The organism is Microcoleus sp. CAWBG58, assembly GCF_020883045.1.
In the GTDB taxonomy this organism is placed as follows: domain Bacteria; phylum Cyanobacteriota; class Cyanobacteriia; order Cyanobacteriales; family Microcoleaceae; genus Microcoleus.
On record NZ_JAHRFA010000003.1, the window covers coordinates 81,737 to 102,075 of the forward strand.

The 20,339-nt window shown below is 46.2% G+C and carries 11 protein-coding genes; 5 read left to right on the forward strand and 6 right to left on the reverse strand.

What is annotated here, in order from left to right; all coding sequences use genetic code 11:
* Positions 1 to 100 precede the first annotated feature (100 nt).
* Positions 101 to 781 (forward strand): class I SAM-dependent methyltransferase, encoded by a 681-nt coding sequence (locus tag QZ918_RS01805; protein ID WP_293330367.1) that lies wholly within the window; start codon positions 101 to 103, stop codon positions 779 to 781.
* A 478-nt stretch (positions 782 to 1,259) separates the two neighbouring features.
* Here the strand turns inward: QZ918_RS01805 and QZ918_RS01810 are convergent, their stop codons facing one another.
* Positions 1,260 to 3,227 (reverse strand): hypothetical protein, encoded by a 1,968-nt coding sequence (locus QZ918_RS01810; protein ID WP_293330370.1) that lies wholly within the window; start codon positions 3,225 to 3,227, stop codon positions 1,260 to 1,262.
* A 789-nt stretch (positions 3,228 to 4,016) separates the two neighbouring features.
* Between QZ918_RS01810 and QZ918_RS01815 the strand changes: the two genes are divergently transcribed.
* The gene (locus tag QZ918_RS01815) at positions 4,017 to 4,250 is read left to right on the forward strand and encodes a hypothetical protein (protein WP_293151796.1); all 234 of its coding nucleotides are present in this window, start codon (positions 4,017 to 4,019) and stop codon (positions 4,248 to 4,250) included.
* A gap of 538 nt (positions 4,251 to 4,788) precedes the next feature.
* On the opposite strand, the gene QZ918_RS01820 is transcribed toward QZ918_RS01815, so the two are convergent.
* The 3 genes from QZ918_RS01820 to QZ918_RS01830 form a co-directional block, all read right to left on the reverse strand.
* The gene (locus QZ918_RS01820) at positions 4,789 to 5,484 is read right to left on the reverse strand and encodes a potassium channel family protein (RefSeq protein WP_293253566.1); all 696 of its coding nucleotides are present in this window, start codon (positions 5,482 to 5,484) and stop codon (positions 4,789 to 4,791) included.
* Between the two features lie 302 nt (positions 5,485 to 5,786).
* Positions 5,787 to 7,121, reverse strand: coding sequence for a TrkH family potassium uptake protein (locus QZ918_RS01825; protein WP_293330373.1), 1,335 nt, complete (start codon positions 7,119 to 7,121; stop codon positions 5,787 to 5,789).
* A gap of 130 nt (positions 7,122 to 7,251) precedes the next feature.
* A complete protein-coding gene (locus QZ918_RS01830; RefSeq protein ID WP_293330376.1) occupies positions 7,252 to 7,410 on the reverse strand; it encodes a hypothetical protein in 159 nt (52 codons plus the stop codon).
* Between QZ918_RS01830 and QZ918_RS01835 the strand changes: the two genes are divergently transcribed.
* Positions 7,404 to 8,357, forward strand: a complete 954-nt coding sequence (locus QZ918_RS01835) for a methyltransferase domain-containing protein (RefSeq protein WP_293330379.1) — start codon at positions 7,404 to 7,406, stop codon at positions 8,355 to 8,357. The genes QZ918_RS01830 and QZ918_RS01835 overlap by 7 nt on opposite strands.
* Here QZ918_RS01835 and QZ918_RS01840 read toward each other — a convergent pair.
* The gene (locus QZ918_RS01840) at positions 8,337 to 8,633 is read right to left on the reverse strand and encodes a hypothetical protein (protein ID WP_293330381.1); all 297 of its coding nucleotides are present in this window, start codon (positions 8,631 to 8,633) and stop codon (positions 8,337 to 8,339) included. The two genes, QZ918_RS01835 and QZ918_RS01840, sit on opposite strands and share 21 nt — an antisense overlap.
* Positions 8,634 to 8,701: 68 nt before the next feature.
* On the opposite strand from QZ918_RS01840, the gene QZ918_RS01845 reads away from it, so the two are divergent.
* Entirely contained in the window at positions 8,702 to 9,697 is a 996-nt protein-coding gene (locus QZ918_RS01845; protein WP_293330383.1) for a homogentisate phytyltransferase, read from the forward strand.
* On the opposite strand, the gene QZ918_RS01850 is transcribed toward QZ918_RS01845, so the two are convergent.
* A complete protein-coding gene (locus tag QZ918_RS01850; protein WP_293330385.1) occupies positions 9,636 to 9,902 on the reverse strand; it encodes a hypothetical protein in 267 nt (88 codons plus the stop codon). The two genes, QZ918_RS01845 and QZ918_RS01850, sit on opposite strands and share 62 nt — an antisense overlap.
* Positions 9,903 to 10,010: 108 nt before the next feature.
* Here QZ918_RS01850 and QZ918_RS01855 point away from each other — a divergent pair, with 108 nt between their 5' ends.
* Positions 10,011 to 20,120 (forward strand): tetratricopeptide repeat protein, encoded by a 10,110-nt coding sequence (locus tag QZ918_RS01855; protein WP_293330387.1) that lies wholly within the window; start codon positions 10,011 to 10,013, stop codon positions 20,118 to 20,120.
* Positions 20,121 to 20,339: the final 219 nt, after the last annotated feature.

Consider the following 20,339-nt stretch of genomic DNA (forward strand, 5'->3'; position numbering starts at 1 on the left):
AAAATTCAGAATCGACAGACTTGTCCAAATGCTGCGTTAAAGCGGTCACGAACAATCAGACTTCACCCATCTAATCTGTACATCGAAAATCTCAAATCCTATGACAGTAACTGAAAACAATTCCAGCGAGTATATCGGCCCCAAGCTAGGCGGTTTCGCAACTAAACTATCTTGGTACGCCCGCCAAAAAATGTTTGATTTGCTCCTGGCATTAGCCAATCCCAGCGACGACACAACCGTCCTGGATGTAGGAGTAACTTCCGACCGTCGCGAAGATTGCAATTTCTTTGAAAAACTCTATCCGTACCCCCATAAAATAACCGCAGTCGGCATGGAAGATGCTGCCTTTTTAGAAGAAGAATATCCCGGTTTAAAATACGTCCGTTCCGACGGGTTGACCTTACCATTTCCCGACAAAAGTTTCGATTTAGTCGTGAGTTTTGCCGTAATCGAACACGTTGGCAATAGAACTCAGCAAAAAGCTTTTGTTCGAGAACTTTGCCGAGTCGGCAAAACTTGTTGCATCACCACTCCCAACCGCTGGTATCCCGTAGAATTCCACACTGCTGTTCCCCTAATTCACTGGTTTCCCCCTTCTTGGTTTCGAGCTTTGTTGAGATTGCTCGGCAAAAACTTCTTTGCCAAAGAGGAGAATCTCAACCTATTATCCGAGAAAGATGTGTTAAAGATGCTGCCAGCAGATGCTCAAGTTTCTACCAAACATTTTCGGCTTCTCGGTTTGATATCCAATCTACTTTTTTATGTTAAAAATCCGCTTTGATTAGATAACACGGGCGCGGTTGAAACCGTTACTACAAAAAGCAAGTTAATCCGTAGGGTGCGTCGCTGCGATATCTTAGATATAACTTGCAAATTTTTGAGTGCGACGCACTTTACTGACGAGAAGATTATGTGTACCAAATATATAGCGGTTATCAGAAAGATGAGGTATGTTGTTGGGATGCGAGCGCTCTGAGTTTAGTGGTAATATAAGCTGTCAGTCATACCTCATATTTTTGAGAAAAGCTATACATGGAATATGCTGTAAGACGGGTGCGGTTGAAACCTGTGAACCTCAAATTCAAATGTGGCGAAGCGCCCGTCATTTGAATTCGAGGTTAAACTACAGAAACTTTCGTCCGCCTCCGGAGACTAAAAAGTAAATTTATTGTAGGGTGCACACTGTCCACCTTACCGCTATGAGTAGCGTATCATGCAAGATTTTTTCAGCTTGCTTTGATTCTAGCAACTGTTTAGAACTACAAACCCATAGAAATGGTTTTAGTTCCCAAATCCAACACAAAATTTTCTCCGTCTTCATAAAGTTTTTTGCGACTTTTTGCAAGTTGCCGCACGTTATCCCGAAAATCGTGAGAGAGTTTTGCTTGCAGTCGAAACCAAGATGACAATCCAGGCCCCGAAGTATCTACATCTGCGGGATGATTGAGACTCCAAGACGAATAAGCTATGTATCGAATAGATTTTGAAACTAAATAGTTTGCTAAGGCTTCAGGGCCTTTGAATACAGGCATACCGGGTGGCAAACTTGCTCCCCCCGGCCAGTCTGCTAAAAAAATTTGATTGCGTTTGAAGTCGAGGATAAAAGGTGCATCTAGTCTGGTCAAAACTGTTTCTCCCTGTGGCACAGACTCCTGCATTGCTACGTACTGCGACTTTTGCTTTGCTGTAACTAATGATGGATTTGTCAGTCCAAATTCTATATTTTTTAGATAAGCTGAATAAGTCTGTTTAGCGATCGCCCAGTTATAGCTAATTGCCAACCCCGCACAAAATACAGCAGCAATAAAAAAGTTGGCTGCTCCGTTTTTGTTTAATGTTCCTGTGTCGGTCATTGCTACCGCGATCAATATTAAAATTGCTGGGAAAAGGTGAGAAAACGAATACCGAAAAGGGTCGGCATTTTCGGTAATTACACCTACAGCAATTGTCGCCAATCCCGCTGCAATTGTCATTGATAAAACTGCTTGGCGGTTCGAGAACGAAGGTTCTTCGGGTAAATTGCCAAACTTCCAAGGTCGGATGCTCAAGCTCAAACAGCCGAGAAATATCAGTATAAAAACGTAAATACCTTGGAATGCTATCAGGGCGCTTTTCGCAGTTCCTAATAACGTCGAACCTGATTTGAAGGTAATGCCGTAGGCGGAGGCGTGATAGCCTTTTCCCAAAAGAGGATACAATAGAGTGCCTGAGGATTGATACATTGAAATCATCCAAGGCAGTAGAAATACTCCCACTAATACTGTTGTCAAAACCATTTCAAATACAGCTTTTTGTTTGGATTCGGAGCTAATTAAATGGCAAATATAGCTCGTGGCAAATAGAAAGACACAGGCGGGTATTAACGAGGATTTTAAAGCACAAATAGCCGCAGTAATTAAAGCTAATATACAAGCATTTGCTGCCCAATGGTTGTCTTCTATTTCTTTACTGTCAATGGTTCTGAACAAACTTACAAATAAAGCAACGGGTAGCATGAGACTTGTAGTGTTGGCTTTGGGAAGTGGAATCAAAAGCAAGAATAAAATAGTGAAGACGATTCGTTTGGTTGAAACTTTATTTTCTTTGAAAAATCCTAGAATTAATCCGACAGTAATTATCAGGGGTAAAGCGGGGTCGATGAGGTTGAGATTAGTGTCGGAAAGTCCGCTTAAAATCAATGCTTGCAGAAATGACTGCCCACCTAAAGATACTATTCTTCGTTCGCTAAAAGGGTCTGAACCCATGGAACCGAGTTGCAGCATTTTGTGGGGAAATACTAAGTAACCGTGGTAGTCGTCGCTAGTATTAAATCCGTCAGCATAGACCATATTTGCAAAGTTGTGTCTACCTGTATAAAGCCATCCGGCGTATTGAATTAAAATTAGTAGACTAACTATGGCAATGCCTGCTAAGATGACTTTGTCTTGGCGGCATTCTTGAAATACGTGCAAGATATTATTAATAATTAATTGTCTGTGATTTACTAAATCTATTAGACAGTAAATGAGTCCCAAACCTAAAAAAAATAGAATTGTGGTTTGGGAAATAGTCCAGGTTGCATTTAAGATGCCACCAATTAGAACGCTAAAAGCTAGACCCCAAGCGGATCTTTGTCCCCAGTCAATTCGCTGGTTGGGAAACAGGATGTGGTTGAGGACTTTTCCCCAACCGATGAGGGATAGTAGCAGGCAAATACCGTAGAAAAATGAGATGAGGTATGACATCATTGCTGTAGGAGTTGTATCTATTAAATAGTTAACTTTTTAGTTGATTAGTTGTCAAGTGTCGGCTATTTTTATAGGCAGGGTTTTCGATCATACAATAGGGGGTTATTTTAGTCAATTTATTGTTGATTATTTATATTAATTAATGGCTGCAAAAAAGGCGGTTAATGGCTTGGGAATTTATACCATTTCTCTAAAATGGTGCAACAGCCTTCGACCCCCCCTAGCCCCCCCCTTAGTAAGGGGGGGGGACAAGAATACTGTTATTTCTTTTTAAATTGGTTTTATTTTTTAGTGAAAGATGGGGAAGCAAAGATCGATCGCACGCTGGAACCAAAAAGATCGCCCAGCAATATCTTCTTTCGTGCGATCGAGGGAATGGTTAGCGGGGCGATCGGCATTCTACTGATTTTCGGTTGTTGTTGAGTCTGGCGGGCGAAAGCGATCCTCCAGACATCATATGTGTATAAATACCTAAGGGCAGGCTACCGGAAATCAGCCCAACCTTAATTTATTCCAGAAGTGCGATCGAGGGTGCATCGCAGTTCATCTCTAGGTATTCGGGTGCGATCGCCAGTGCCGAAACCAAAATTCCCAAATTCTGGCTTCAGTCGAGCTACTTCATGCCTGCGGAGAGGGTTGCAGCTAAAAATTAAACGAGTGTCGGCACAGTATATTTATTGACGTAACATTAAATTTTATCAAACTTTTTGGCACAGTCACGAAGTTTTCATGTATCGTTACAATATGCTCATCTGCCATATCTAAAAAAAATTTAATGAGGTAAAAGCCATGATCGCAAGTTGCTTGATTCCGTTTACGCTCTGCTTGCTCGCTGGGCTGGTGACTGCTGGGACTGACAAGAGAACGCTAGACGGGATTCCGGCTCCGATAGCTGCAATTATTGGGGTGTGTTCGTTAATTTGGTTTTTTGCGGTCTGTCCTTGGCCTGTTGAACTCGCTCTAGTCTTGGTGGTGCTGGTTTTTGGCAAAGCTTACCTGCAAGATATCTTGAAAGTCGGTTGAATTTTGACGGCTAGCGCTCCTAGATTTGGGCGAGCGCGACGATCGATTTTTGGGTGCTTCTATTTTCTTCAAAAATTTTAGCTTGTGGCGATGGTTTCCGTTATGTTTTGCGAGCAAGCCACCACGGGCAAAGCAACCGCAGTATTGGTAAAATTCTTCTTTAGATATTTCGGCTATAAACTATAGCCTTTCGATCTCCCATATGAGGTACTCATGGGAATAGGGGATAGGGCATAGGGCCTAGGGCATAGGGCCTAGGGAATAGGGATAGGGCATAGGGCCTAACTCACTTTTTTAAGAAAGGCTATATATCAATACCGTTTACTGGTATAGTGCCCTGGAGGTAAAATCCGATGAGAAATAGATACGGAGATTGCTTCGTTCCTCGCAATGACTATCTTAAGTCAACCGTATTGGGCTATATATAACATTAAGAAACAAGATTCGTTAAATCCTTGCAATCAAATTTTAGGACTGGCTCTCGGGCCCATCCTACAATTTTTAAGGTGCGCTGGTGGCGCACCTATAGATCGAGCAATTAAATTGGCAAGCGATTGATATCTTTATTAGAACCAATTACTACCATCACCTCGCCGTTTTTCAAGCGTTCGTTTGGCTGGGGATTGATCTCGAAATTGTCGCCGCGACCGACTGCGAGCAAGTTCAAACCGTACCGGCGCCGGAGATCCAAATCGGCAATAGTTTTACCGTCAAATTTTTCAGGAACGAGCAACTCAACAATGCTGTGATTTGGGTCGAGGTCAAAGCGTTCTAAAATGCTGGGTTGTGTAAGAATGCGGGCTAAAGAACAGCCCATTTCTCGTTCGGGAAAAACTACATGATCGGCGCCGACTTTTTTCAACAGTTTTAAGTGAGTTTCCGAGGAAGCTTTGGCGATGACGTGAGTTACCCCGCCTTCCTTGAGGTTGAGGGTGGTGGTAATGCTTTCGGCGAGGTAATTGCCGATCGCCACAATCACTGTTTCAAATTCAAATATACCTGCTTCCTGTAGAGCGCTAGGCTCTGTAGAATCTAACTGCAAAACGTGAGCCGAAATGCGATCGCTCAAAGCTTGAGTTACTTTTTTTTCGTCGGTGTCAACCCCGAGGACTTCGTAACCCAAGCCGTGCAGAGTCGAGCACACTGCTCTGCCGAAACGTCCCAAGCCAATGACTGCAAATTGCTTGTTTTCGGCGCGCAAACTGCGGAAAAATTTTAAAGATGAAAGGTTCACGCTCATATTCAGCGCTGAAGGTATGGATATTCAAATTTTAGCATAGACAGCGCTGCCTCCTTTTGATTTTTGAGTGAATTGTAAAAGTTGATTTGGGTTTTTATATCAATTTAATGTGAAGTTGCACATATCTGGATCCCCCTCGCATCCCCCTCAATTCGGGGGACTTTGATCGGAATCTTGTCCCCCCCTTATTAAGGGGGAGTAGGGGGCAAGCTAAGGGGGGATCGGATTCGGGAGCAGCCTCATAAAAAATTGGTATTACCCATTGTTTAGATTATCAGGAACGAGGCAGGATTTTGCTATCCGACTAACAAACTTTCCTCAGCATACTTAAAAGTTCTGGGTTTGGGGTCGCCGACAGCGGCACTCATCAGCAGCAGCACGCCAACACGACCTATGTACATGGTAGCAATCAAAATTAATTTGCCGATCGCCGAAATCTTAGCTGTAATCCCTGTGGAAAGGCCGACGGTGCCAAAAGCTGACACGGCCTCAAACAGCACTTGGATAAATTCTAGTTCGGGATTGGTCAGTTCAATTAAAGTTGCAGATCCGATCGCGACCAACAGGGAACCGAAGACGACGCTAATGGTTTTCAGAATCAGTGCTGGTGGGATTTGACGTTGATAGCACTCCACCTGTTCCTGACCTTCGAGAACTGCTGCGGTACAGCTAAACAATATCCTAAAAGTTGTGGTTTTGATGCCGCCGCCGGTGCTGCCGGGACTGGCGCCGACAAACATCAGCGCGATCGTCATAAATAGCGCGGCTTCGCTCATTTTTCCAATGTCAATTGTATTGAATCCAGCCGTGCGGGGCGTCACAGATTGAAACCAAGCTGCCATCACCTTTTGAGGGAAATTTAGAGGGCCGAAAGTTGCTGGGTTGTTGTATTCCAGCACCAAAAATCCTAGGGTTCCTAAAATTAAAAGGACAGCAGTTGTGCTGGTAACGACTTTGAAATTCAGGGAAAAAACTGTACAGATGGGGCTTTTCTTGAAGCGATCGCGCAGCCACAGGTACATTTCCATAATTACTTGATAGCCGATGCCCCCAAATACGATCAAGCCGGTGACTGTGAAGTTAATTACAGGCGAATTGACGTAGCGGATTAAATTGTCTGAGTAGATGCTAAATCCGGCGTTATTAAACGAATTTACACTGTGAAAAATAGCTGACCATAGACCGTCTTTAAATCCGTATTCTGGGACAAAAACTAACATCAGCAAAAATACTCCGGTCAATTCAAACAAAGCGGTTGTTGCTAGAATAGACTGCACGAGTTGTACTACTCCGGCTAGTCCCGATTTGTCAAGTGATTGTTGCAGGGCAATTTTGTCTTTTAAACCAAAGCGGCGGCCCAATAGCAGCAGTAAGAAAGTTGTGGCTGTCATGTAGCCCAAGCCTCCTATTTGCACCAGTAACACGAGGCACAGTTGCCCCCAAAAAGAGTAATATTTTCCGACATCTACAACCGACAACCCTGTGACGCAAACAGCGGAAGTAGAGGTAAAGAGTGCTGTGATTGGATCGCTCCAAGTTCCATCAATTGTGGAAAATGGCATCATTAGTAGTAGAGCACCTGCGGTAATGACGGCGAGGAATCCTAAACAAATAGTTCGCGAGACTGTCATTCGATTTTAGATTTTAGATTTTAGATTGGGGATTTTGAGATTTGAGGATGTGGGATTTGGGATTTGGGATTTGGGATTTGGGATTTGAGAGGGAACCCACAAATCGATTTTAGATTGGGGATTTACGATTTTAAAGGGAACTCACAAATCGATCGCCCGGCCCGAAATCAGGATATCTCTGCGAGTGCGAGTGCGGGCTGTCGATCGCACTTTCGCTGCCAAGTTCGATGACAACAACGGGAAAATCACGGTAGAATTCCTGTAACAACTTGCGATCGTGCGATGACATCAACACTTTACCAGCAAATTCAGCAACTCTACGACGCTTCTAGCGGTTTGTGGGAGCAGGTGTGGGGCGAACATATGCACCACGGTTACTACGGCCCGGATGGCAATTTGAAAAAAGAGCGCCGACAGGCTCAAATAGATTTGATCGAGGAACTGCTCTTGTGGGCCCAAGTGCCGACAGGCGGAGAGCTATCAGAACCTTACCGCATTCTGGATGTCGGTTGCGGCATTGGTGGGAGCACGTTGTATTTGACCGAAAAGTTTGGTTCGATCGCGCAAAATAATTTAAAGTCTGATGATGGGGTCGATCGCGATTTTAGTCGATCGTCTCAACCAAATCAAATGGGCGATCGGGTGACAGCTACCGGCATTACGCTGAGTCCGGTACAGGCCAACAGAGCAAAGGAACGCGCTAAAATTGCTGGACTGGAAAGCAATGTTAACTTTTTAGTAGCAGATGCTTTAAATATGCCTTTTCCTGATGAGTCCTTTGACTTGGTTTGGTCGCTGGAGAGCGGGGAACATATGCCCGACAAAATTAAGTTTTTACAGGAATGCTGCCGCGTGCTCAAGCCGGGAGGAACTTTGATTTTGGCAACTTGGTGTCACCGCCCGCTGGGAGAAATAGCGGGAGAATTGACTGATGCAGAGAGGAAGGAATTGGCAGAAATTTACCGAGTTTATGCTTTGCCTTATGTGATTTCTTTGCCGGAATATGAGGAGATTGTTCGCAGTTTGCCTCTGACAAGTATTCGCAGTGCTGATTGGTCAAAAGCTGTGGCTCCTTTTTGGGATGTGGTGATCGATTCTGCTTTGACTCCGAGCGCGATTTGGGGTTTGTTGACGAGCGGTTGGACGACTATTCAAGCTGCACTTGCTCTAGGGTTGATGAGTCGCGGATATGAGAGCGGATTGATTCGTTTCGGGCTAATTTGTGCTGTAAAATAGATCGGAAGGATTAGTTGACAGTTGACAGTTGACAGTTGACAGTTGACAGTTGACAGTTGACAGTCGATCGAAGAAGGAAGTTCGGCAACGAGCAATGTACGGGATGTAACGGATGTAACGGATAGAAGGAAGGAAGGAAGGAAGGAAGGAAGAAAGAAAGAAAGTAGGAAGGAAGAAGAAAGTAGGAAGAGTTGACAGTTGACCGAAGAAATGAAGTAAAAATGAATGAAGGAAGAAGGAATGAAGAAGTTCGGTTGACGATATTTCTGGCGGCAAGTTCAATCAAGTAAGGTGGACAATTTCCATCTTACTTAATATTATTTTTTGGTGCGTTTGTAGGATTTATGGGCAACGATTCAATTGGTAAGTCTTGGGTTGATGAAAATGGCTCGGCTCCGCAAAGCTGGGTGAGGGCTTTTTGGGAGTTTTGTCGGCCGCATACGATTATCGGCACTACCTTGAGCGTACTGGCTTTGTATGCGATCGCTCAAAGCACTCGATTATTTGTGAATCCTATACTTCTGCCGCTAGCTTTTGCTTGGTTGGCTTGTATTTGCGGCAATATTTATATTGTGGGATTGAACCAGTTAGAAGATGTTGAAATTGATAAAATTAATAAGCCGTATTTGCCGATCGCCTCGGGAGCGTTTTCTCGCAAAACTGGGGAGTCGATTGTAATTGCCACGGGAATTATAGCGGTTGTGACTGCTGTTTTGCAAGGCCCGTTTTTGCTGGCTACAGTTGGCGTTAGTTTGGCGATTGGGACTGCTTATTCTCTGCCACCAATTCGGTTGAAGCGGTTTCCTTTTTGGGCGGCGCTGTGCATTTTTACGGTGCGCGGGGCGATCGTCAATTTAGGGCTGTTTCTACACTTTAATTGGGTTTTGGGTTTGGGAAGGGCAAAAAGCGTTTTTTCTGGCTGGAGCTTAAATAGTCTGTCTTTGGCGATTCCGGCGGAAGTTTGGGTGCTGACGGTTTTTGTGATCGTCTTTACTTTTGCGATCGCCATTTTCAAAGATATCCCTGACATGGAGGGCGACAAGCAATACAATATTACTACGTTGACGATCGAGCTGGGCAAGGCTGCTGTCTTTAATTTATCTCGCTGGGTATTGACGGTTTGCTATTTGGGCGCTACTTTGGCGGGAGCAGTCGTGTTGTCTAATGTTAATTTAGTGTTTTTGGCGGTTGCTCATTTGGTGTCTTTGGGTTTGATGTGGTTTTGGAGTGTTAAAGTTGATTTGGACGAGCAGAAAGAAATTGCTAGTTTTTATCAGTTTATCTGGAAGTTGTTTTTCTTGGAATATCTGATTTTTCCCGCAGCTTGTTTGTTGGGATAGAAGGAACAGTTGACAGTTGACAGTTGACAGTTGACAGTTGTAGGGGCGGTGCCCCCGTGCCCGCCCTCTTAGTTGACAGTTGATTGAAGAAATAAGGAATAGTTGACAGTTGATAGTTGACATAAAGAAGAGGGAAGAAGGAAGAAGGAGCAACTAGATTGCCTAAAAAGCGTTGATTTTTTAAGAGTGCGAGACGGCACACCAAAGCGTAGATCTTTATCCCGCACAGCAAATGCAGAAGGTAGGAAGAGTTAACAGATTAGAATAAGTTGGTAATTACAAGTTAGCGAGCTCCCAAACAACAAAGACAACTATGGCTTCTAAGAAAAAATTGCAAAAATCTGCCGTCAAAATGCGTGGTGAAGATTCTTTGAACATAGCTTGGGAATATCATCAAGCGGGGCGTTTGTTAGAAGCTGAAAATTTGTACCGGGAAATTGTGGAAGCGCAGCCGGAGTCAGCAAACGTGTTGTGTTTGTTGGGAATTGCTGTCAGGCAGCAGGGAAAAGTGGCTGAGGCGATCGACTTTTACGATCGCGCGATCGCCCAAAACCCGGATTTTGTAGAGGCACATTTAAACAAAGCTCATGTTTTGATGGATGTCGGGGCTACTCAAAGGGCGATCGCCAGTTACGAACAAGTTATCAAAATTCAGCCCAATTCGGCACTAGCATACAACAATTTGGGCTGGCTCAAACAGCACTCGGGCGAAATTGACTCGGCAATTTCATATTATCAAACAGCGCTCGGACTCGATCCAAGCCTGGTGGAAACTGCACACAATTTAGCAGGCTTGTTAAAAGACAAAAATCAATTAAATGAGGCAGTTGCCTGTTACCTGCACGCTTTAAAAATTAATCCCAGTTTGACATATTCTCTGATCGGCTTGGGAAGGATTTTTCAGCAGCAAGGTAAATTGCCCGAAGCTTTTGACTGCTACCAGCAAGCTATAGCTTTAGAACCTCACAATCCGGAAGCTCAGAACAATGTCGGAGCATTTTACCACGAGCAAGGCAATACTAAAGCAGCAATTTCCCACTACCGACAAGCATTAAAACTGAAGCCGGATTTTGTGGATGCGATTAACAACCTCGCCCACGCTTTAGTTGATTTAGGGGAATTTCAAGAGGCTTTTGCTTGTCACCATCGAGCTTTGGAATTGCAGCCAGACAATGCGATCGCACACCTGGAATTAGCGTTGACTTTGCTATTGTTTGGAGATTTCCAGCGCGGTTTTGTTGAATATGAGTGGCGGTGGTGCACTTCGCAAGTACAAGCAAGACAATTTCCACAGCCGCTTTGGGATGGTGGGGATTTGCAGGGTAAAACTATTTTACTCCACCTCGAACAAGGCTTTGGCGATTCGATTCAGTTTATTCGCTACGCGCCGGTGCTTCGCAGCCGAGGCGCTAAAGTTATCGTGGCTTGCTATCCGGATTTGATGCGGTTGTTTGCAACAGTGGCCGGGATTGAATATTTATCAGTTTGTTTTGAGGATTTGCCAGCATTTGACGTGCACGCACCGCTGATGAGTTTGCCGAGAATTGTGGGGACAACTCTGGAAACAATTCCGGCAAATGTTCCTTATTTGGCTCCGCCTGCTGAGTGCAGTTTTGCACTTGCTTCTGATGCTAAGTTAAAGGTAGGGATTGTGTGGGCGGGAAGCCCGCAGCGGCGTAAAGATCATCAACGTTCTTGCAGTTTAAGCGATTTTATTCAATTCTTGGATGTTCCGGGAGTTGCTTTTTATAGTTTACAAAAAAACTTGTCGGAGAGCGATCGCACTTTGTTGCACCAGCATCTAGTCCCGGATTTGAGCCCGCATCTAAACGACTTTGCTGATACGGCTTCTGCGATATCTCAACTGGATTTAGTGATTAGTGTCGATACTTCTGTAGCGCACTTGGCTGGTGCTTTGGGTAAACCGGTTTGGGTGCTGTTATCTTTTGCTCCTGACTGGCGCTGGCTGCTGGATCGCGAAGACAATCCTTGGTATCCAACTGCAAGGCTTTTCCGCCAAAGTCAGCCGGAAGGTTGGGAAGAATTGTTTGGGGATGTGCAAGCGGCTTTGAGTTTGTTTGCGATCGCAAATTCTGCTACTTCTGCTGAGGATGTTGCGAAAAGTCTGCCGCTGGAAATGACAGGCGCTAGCTTGGTTGCGGAAAACCAACAAATATTTATGACTGCGGGTGAAGCTTTAGGAAATGACTCCGCCCTCAAGCATTCCCAGGGAATTGAGACATCTGTTGTGGCAACGGGCGATGAAAATTCGGCTGTTTTAGAGGATTTATTGCAACAAGCAGAACATTTAATGGAAACAGGCGACAAGCTAGAGGCGATCGCACTTTACGAACAAATTATATCTCTCGCTCCCAAGTGTTTCCAAGCGCGAATTAATTATGGTTTTCTCAAACACGAAAGTGGAGAATTAGATGCAGCAATTCCGCATTACCAAGAAGCTTTAGCGCTCGCTCCCAATATTCCTCAAACAGCTTACAACTTGGCAAAGATTTTTGAGGAACAAGGTAAAGTGGAACAGGCGATCGCACTTTACGAACAAGCTCTGGCTGCGGAACCGGATTTCGTGCCCGCACTGATTAATTTAGCGGTGGCGCTGCAAGAAAAAGGGGAATTGTTAAAGGCGCTCGATCTGTACCGCCGAGCGCTGGAAATTCAACCCCATAGCTGGGAAGCTTACAACAATCTGGCAACTGTTTTGCAAGAACAGGGCAATTTAGAAGAGGCACTGGAGTATTATCACAAAGCGCTGGAATTGCTGCCGGATTTTGTGGAGGCTATCAATAATTTAGGTAGAACTTTTCTGGAAAAAGGCGCAGTTGCAGATGCGATCGCCTGTTACAAAAGAGCGATTTCTCTGAACCCGGATCATGCTAGCGCTCACCTGAATTTGTCCTTGGCTTTGCTGTTGGCGGGAGATTATGAAAACGGCCTCGCCGAATACGAGTGGCGCTGGGAAATTAAAGAATTTAAAACAGGTCATTCCTGTTATTTGACGGCACCGGGAAATACGCTTTCGGCAAGAGAATACCGGCCGCTGTGGGATGGTTCCAATTTGCAGGGAAAGACTGTTTTGCTGCACGCCGAACAAGGTTTAGGCGATTCGCTTCAGTTTATTCGCTACGTTGAGATTGTCAAAGATCGAGGCGGTAGGGTAATTGTTGACTGTTACCCGCAATTGCACCGTTTGTTTGCCACGATCGATGGCATTGATTTGTTGATAGTTAGAGGTGAACCGCTACCGGAATTTGACGTGCAAGTGCCAATGTTGAGTTTACCCTATGTTCTCGGTACAAGGTTGGAAACAATTCCGGCAACTGCTGCTTATTTATCTCCGCCTGCGGATGCTGAATTTGGACTTTTGCCCGATCGCAATTTGAAAGTTGGGATTGTCTGGGCGGGGAATCCCAAACACCGCAAAAATATGCAGCGTTCTTGCGGTTTAAGTCAGTTTCTGCCGCTTTTGGACGTTTCGGGGGTAACTTTTTACAGCTTGCAGAAGGAGGTTTTAGAGGCCGATCGCGAGTTGTTGAATGAAACGCCGATCGTCGATTTGAGCCCGCATTTTGGCGATTTGGCCGATACTGCTGCTGCGATCGCCAAACTGGATTTAGTAATTACTGTGGATACGGCTGTCGCCCATTTGGCGGGCGCTTTGGGCAAACCAGTCTGGATTTTGCTGGCGTTTTCCCCGGATTGGCGGTGGTTGTTGGAGCGCGAAGACAGTCCTTGGTATCCGAGTGCAAGGCTGTTTCGGCAACGGGAAAGAGGCGGCTGGGAGGGCGTTTTCGCTCGGGTGGCGGAGGCTCTAGGCGCTGTTGCTGCTGGATTTGTGCCGTCGGAGGCGGCGGATTGGGAGTTGCGGTTGGGCCGAGATTTGCAACAGCAGGGTAATTTGGGCGGGGCGATCGAATGTTACGAGCGGGCGATCGCGATCGATCCGAATTATGCAGCCGCCTACAGCAATTTAGGTGTTGTCAAACAGCAAAGCGGGCGGTTAATGGAGGCGATCGCGCATTACCGACAAGCCTTAGAAATCGATCCGAATTTGGGGGAAACTGCGAGCAATTTGGGCAGTGCCCTGGCGGAAGCAGGGGAGAACGAAAGTGCGATCGTCCAATACCAGCGGGCGCTGTCTTTGAATCCGAATTGCGCGGAAGCGATGGTTAATTTGGGCTTGCTGCGGGAAGAGCAGGGGGATGTGGCGGAGGCTGTCAGGTTGTACGAGCAAGCGATTCAAGTCAATCCTGATTGCGCTGTGGCTTATTTGAATTTGGGGATTGCTTTGGAGGAACGAGGAGAGGAAACGGGCGCAAATTACGATCGCGCGATCGCGCATTACGAACGGGCGATCGCTCTCGAACCCAATTATGTAGACGCCTTGCACAACTTAGGATACGCCTCGATCCGGCAAGGCAAAATTGCCGATGCGATCGCCTATTACGATCGAGCGATGGCACTGCAACCAGATTTAGCCGAAACTCTGATCGGTTTGGGAAGTTCCCTGCACCAGCAAGATAAGTTAGATGAGGCTCTAGCCGTTTGCCAGCAAGCAGTTCAGCAGTTGCCAGCCAATGCTAACGCTCGCTGCAATCTGGGAATTGTCCTGCACAAACAGGGGAAAATTGTAGATGCGATCGCCTGTTACCAGCAAGCTTTGAGCTTACAACCCGAGTTTCCCGAAGCTTTGAACAATCTGGGTAAAGCTTTTGAGGAAGCCGGAAATATGGCAGAGGCAATCGATTGTTACCGTAGGGCGATCGAGTTAAAACCTGGTAACATGAATCCCCTCAACGGTTTAGGAAAAGCGTTGCACCAAGGCGGCCAATTTGCGGATGCTGTCACCTGTTACAGTCAAGCAGTTCAATTCAATGCAACTAACCCGGAATCTCACCTAAATTTAGGTTTGGCTTTGCTGCTGTCTGGAGAGTTGCAGCGCGGTTTTTCCGAGTACGAATGGCGGCTGCTGATTAAAGAAAAAGAGTTTCCTTCCCACAACTTTATGCAGCCGATTTGGGACGGCAAAGATTTGGAGGGAAAGACTATTTTGCTTTGCCCGGAACAGGGTTTGGGCGATGCCATTCAGATTATCCGCTACGCAGACTTAGTCAAGCAAAAAGGCGGCAAGGTAATTGTTTGGTGTTTGCCGCACTTGCAGCGGTTGTTTGCCCAAGTTTCGGGAATCGATGGGTTAATAATTAATCCCGACGAGGCGCCGGATTTTCAAGTTCACGCGCGGTTAATGAGTTTGCCGCACATTCTAGGAACAACCTTAGAAACTATACCGGCTAAGGTTCCTTATTTAGCTCCACCACAAGGTTTGGAATGCGCTTTGCCAAACACTCCTAATTTAAAAGTAGGGATTGTGTGGTCTGGAAATCCTCAACATTCACAAAATAAGGTAAGATCGTTCCCGCTAGATTTGTTGGCAAAACTGTTAGAGATTCCCGGAGCGGATTTTTACAATTTGCAAAAGCAAATGACAGCAGACGAGGGTGCTTGGTTAGAGCGAATGCCCGTCACAGATTTAAGCTCTAATTTACACGATATGGCAGTTACTGCTGCCGTAATCTCGGCTTTGGATTTAGTAATTACTGTCGATACTTCTGTAGCGCATTTGGCTGGTGCTTTGGGCAAACCCGTCTGGATTTTGCTGTGTTTTGTGCCGGATTGGCGGTGGATGTTGACGCGGGAAGATAGTCCTTGGTATCCGACAGCGCGCTTGTTTCGTCAGTCAGCAGCGGGGGATTGGGATGGAGTTTTAGATCGGGTTACTTTGGCGCTGCAAGCAAAAATTGCTGAGCGTCAGGAAGCTCTACAGTCAATAGAAATTCAATCTAATATTCAGTCTAATATTGCAGATCTGTTTCAGCCTCTTGTAGGGGCGGTGCCCCCGTGCCCGCCCTCCGAATTGGTAGGGGCGGTGCCCCCGTGCCCGCCCTCCGGGTTGGTAGGGGCGGTGCCCCCGTGCCCGCCCTCCGGGTTGGTAGGGGCGGTGCCCCCGTGCCCGCCCTCCGAATTGGTAGGGACACTACCCCCGTGCCCGCCCTCCGAATTGGTAGGGACACTACCCCCGTGCCCGCCCTCCGGGTTGGTAGAGGGGGTAGGCACGGGGGCACTACCCCTACGAGATCGCGATCGCCCTGAGAATGAAACAGCCCAGTCTAATATTGAGTTAGCGAAGAAACAATTCGATCGCGCAAATCTGCTGAAATCCCAAGGAAAGCTGGCTGATGCGATCGCATATTTTAAGAATGCTTTGGTTTTGCAGCCAGATTCCATCGAATCCGCTACTAATTTAGCCGTCACGCTGCACCAAACAGGCGATTTAGCCGAAGCTGCCACCTATTATCAGCGCGCGATCGAAATTGACCCCAACTGCGCTCAAGCGCAAAATAACTTGGGTATTTTGCTGCAAGATCGGGGGAATATAGCCGAGGCGGTAATTTGCTTTCAAAAGGCGATCGCCCTAAATCCCGTTTATGTCAAAGCTTTGAACAATCTCGGCGCGACTCTCCAGCAGCAGGGCGAGCTCCAAAGTGCGATCGTCTATTTTCAGCAAGCACTTTCTTTTAATGCCAATTACGTACCCGCCCTAGTGAATTTGGGCGTGGCGATGCAAGCAAAATGTCAGCCAGCCGAAGCTCAAAGGCTTTACCAGCGGGCAATTGCAGCAGAACCGAACAATCCTCAAGGACACTATAACCTGGGAAATTCATATTTGGCTGCTGGCGAAATAGAGCAGGCAATTTCGAGCTTTGAGCGAGCAGTTTCTTTGCAACCAAATTATGTAGAAGCCCTGACTAATTTAGGCAGTGCTGTAGAACTATTGGGAGACGTAAATCGGGCAGTTTCCTGTTACAATCGAGCTCTCGCAGTCGCTCCCAACTGTGTTAAAGCTCACTTCAATTTAAGCTTAGTCTTGCTGTTGACAGGTGACTTGCCGTGCGGTTTAGCAGAATACGAGTGGCGGTGGCACACAGATCAGGCGAAAAAATTGCCGCGGTTGAATTTTGACAAGCCGGTTTGGGACGGTTCAGATTTGAACGGACAAACTATTTTGCTCCGCTGCGAACAAGGTTTGGGCGATGCAATTCAATTTGTCCGCTACGCCGCCATTGTCCAGCAAAAAGGTGGCAAAGTCATTATATCTTGCTATCAAGAACTGAAGCGTTTATTTAAGCAGATTCCTGGCATCGAACAAGTGGCGGTGCGGGTGGAAGAATTGCCAGATTTCCAAGTGCAAGCACCCTTGATGAGTTTGCCGCACATTCTCGGAACAACTTTAGACAATATACCCGCCAATGTTCCTTATTTAGCAGCGCCGCCGAATTGGCAATTTTCGCTAAATTCCGATGGCAATTTCAAAGTAGGAATTGTCTGGGCTGGAAGTTCGGAACATTTGAAGGATTTTATGCGATCGATCGATTTCAGCTATTTCTTGAAATTCTTAGATATTCCCGGTGTCACTTTTTACAGTCTGCAAAAACAAGTGTCGGCGGACGATCTTACTTTGTTAACTCAAACTGCTGTCATAGATTTGAGCGACAATTTGAACGATTTTGCCGATACTGCGGCAGTGATATCGCAACTAGATTTAGTAATTACTGTCGATACTGCTGTCGCACATTTAGCCGGTGCGTTGGGCAAACCAGTCTGGATTTTGCTCTCTTTCATGCCCGATTGGCGGTGGATGCTGACACGGGAAGACAGCCCTTGGTATCCGACTGCGCGGTTGTTTCGGCAGTCACAACCCGGTGATTGGGATGGCGTGGGCGATCGCGTAAAAGTCGCTTTGCAAGAGTTAATTCCCAGCCAAGCGAAACCAGCATCAAGTGCGATCGCTCCCAACACACTAACAGAAATAGACGTACAGTTTCACACAGCCAAGGCATTACAAAAACAAGGCAACCAAGCAGCCGCCGCCGCGCGTTACGAACAAGTAATCGCCGCCTCGCCCAACCACGCCGAAGCCCACACATATTTAGGTTATCTCAAACAGGAAAACGGACAAACAGCCGAGGCAGTTTCGCACTACCAGCAAGCACTAGCAATTAATCCCAAGCTGGGCAAAACCAACTTATATTTAGGCTATGCCTTGGAAGAACAAGGAAGAGTTGCGGAGGCGATCGACTGCTATACTAAAGCAATTCAACTATCTCCAGAATCTCCAGACTTGCGTTTTAGACTAGCATTTGCTTTGCTGTTAACTGGCAATTTCCAGCTTGGTTTTGCGGAGTACGAATCGCGCTGGCAAACTCAAGAATTGGAGCCACGCTATTGCGATCGCCCGCTGTGGGATGGTTCCGATTTGCAGGGAAAAACAATTTTATTGCACCCAGAACAAGGTTTTGGCGATGCGATTCATTTTATCCGCTACGCACCTTTAGTCAAGCAAAAAGGCGGCAAAGTTATAGTTGCTTGCCATCAATCGCTCAAGCGTTTGTTTGAAAAAGTCGCAGGCGTAGATACTGTAGTCACAAACCCGCAGAATTTGCTAGATTTTCAGGTGCAAGCACCGCTGCTAAGCTTGCCGCGAATTCTGGGAACGACTTTAGAAACAATCCCGGCAAATATTCCTTATTTGACAGCGCCCGATGATTGTATACTTTCCCTAGAATCGAACAATCAACTAAAAGTAGGTATTGTGTGGGCGGGCGGGCCTCTGCACCGCAAAAATCACGATCGATCCTGCAAACTGAGCGACTTTATGAAGTTTTTAGATATTCCGGGCGCGAGTTTTTACAGCCTTCAGAAAGACTTGTCTGCGGGCGATTTAACTTTATTGAATCAACAACAAATCCCCGATTTAAGCGAATATTGCGTCGATTTTGCCGACACCGCAGCGATTGTTTCACAACTAGATTTAGTAATTTGCGTCGATACTGCGATCGCCCACTTAGCCGGTGCGTTGGGCAAACCCGTCTGGATTTTGCTCTCTTTCATGCCCGATTGGCGGTGGATGCTGACACGGGAAGACAGCCCTTGGTATCCCACTGCGCGGTTGTTTCGGCAGTCACAGGCGGGTGATTGGGATGCTGTGGGCGATCGGATCGAAGCAGCCCTAGAACAGCTAATTACCAGTTTCCAGGCTCAAACTGAAAATTCCCTCCCACAAACTCCGCAACAAATAACAGAAAATACTCATTTCCAGACTCTACCTGGTAACATATATCCAGAAGTTCTGCCTCAAAATATCCCCCCAGAAACCCCGCCACAAATAACAGGAATCGGCATCAGTTGGCCAGTCAGCATCACCAGCGGCTGGGGAATTTACGGCATGAATTTAACACTGCAACTGCTGCGAAATCCCGCCTGGGAAGTTGCACTTTTAGTACCGCCGTCCATTACCTCAGAATCCATCAACCCGCTTCACAAATCCCTCTTATTACCCGCAGTAGAAAAGCAAAGACAATTTCAGGAATTAGTAACAGCAAATTCCGACAAACAAATCAGTTGTAACTTTCCCGTACTTTACGCATTGGGGAATAACTTAGCATCCTCGGGAGTTGAAAATCACCTAATCAGCCCTTGTCAAGTAGGAGTCATCTTTTTTGAAGACACCCGCATCACCGCAACAGCGCTAGAAACAGCCAAAAAATATCGCGCCATCGTTGCCGGTTCCCACTGGAATGCCGATGTTTTGAGAAGCTGCGGCTTAACTAACGTCGCCATGGTAAACCAAGGAATTGACCCCACAATTTTCCATCCTGCACCTAAATCTAACTTATTTGGCGATCGCTTCGTCATCTTCTCCGGCGGCAAATTAGAATATCGCAAAGGCCAAGATATTGTCATCGCCGCTTTCAAACAATTTCGTTCCAAACATCCAGAAGCTTTACTACTAACAACCTGGCACAACTTCTGGCCTCAATATATGCTAGGAATCGAACAAACCGGAAATGTTGCGGGACTTCCCAATATTAACCGCGACGGAAGTTTAGGGATTTCGCAATGGTTGGCGGCTAACGGCTTACCAGTTGAATCTTTTATCGACATCGGTTTAATTCCCAATCACCTCGCCGGACAAATTTTGCGAGAAGCCGACTGCGCTGTTTTTACCAACCGCTGCGAAGGCGGTACTAATTTAGTCGCCATGGAAAGTATGGCCTGCGGAATTCCTACTATTTTATCAGCAAATACCGGACATTTAGATTTGATTTATAGCAACATTTGCTATCCTTTATCGAGTCAAGGACGAGTCAAACCGACTGCTCATTTTCCCGGTGTAGAAGGTTGGGGAGAGTCAGATGTTGAGGAAGTTGTCGAGGCTTTGGAGCAAGTTTATACTAATCGCGAAGCAGCGAAAAGTCGGGGTTTGGCTGCGGCGAATTTCATGTTAGATTGGACTTGGGAAAAACAAGTTAAGCGTTTTCTTGATGTTATTGGCGGGCTATATACATAATTCCCGTAGGGGCGGGTTCACCAACAATAATCGCCTCAAAACCAACAATTTCAAAAACCCGCCCTCACCCAACAAACAATATTAATGTACATTCAGATTTACGGTGGGGCTTTAGATAATCGGATAAAGAAGGACTGAAGTCCTCACTACAAACCTGAAGAAGGACTGAAGTCCTCACTACGAACCTGAAGGACTGAAGTCCTCACTACGAACCTGGTT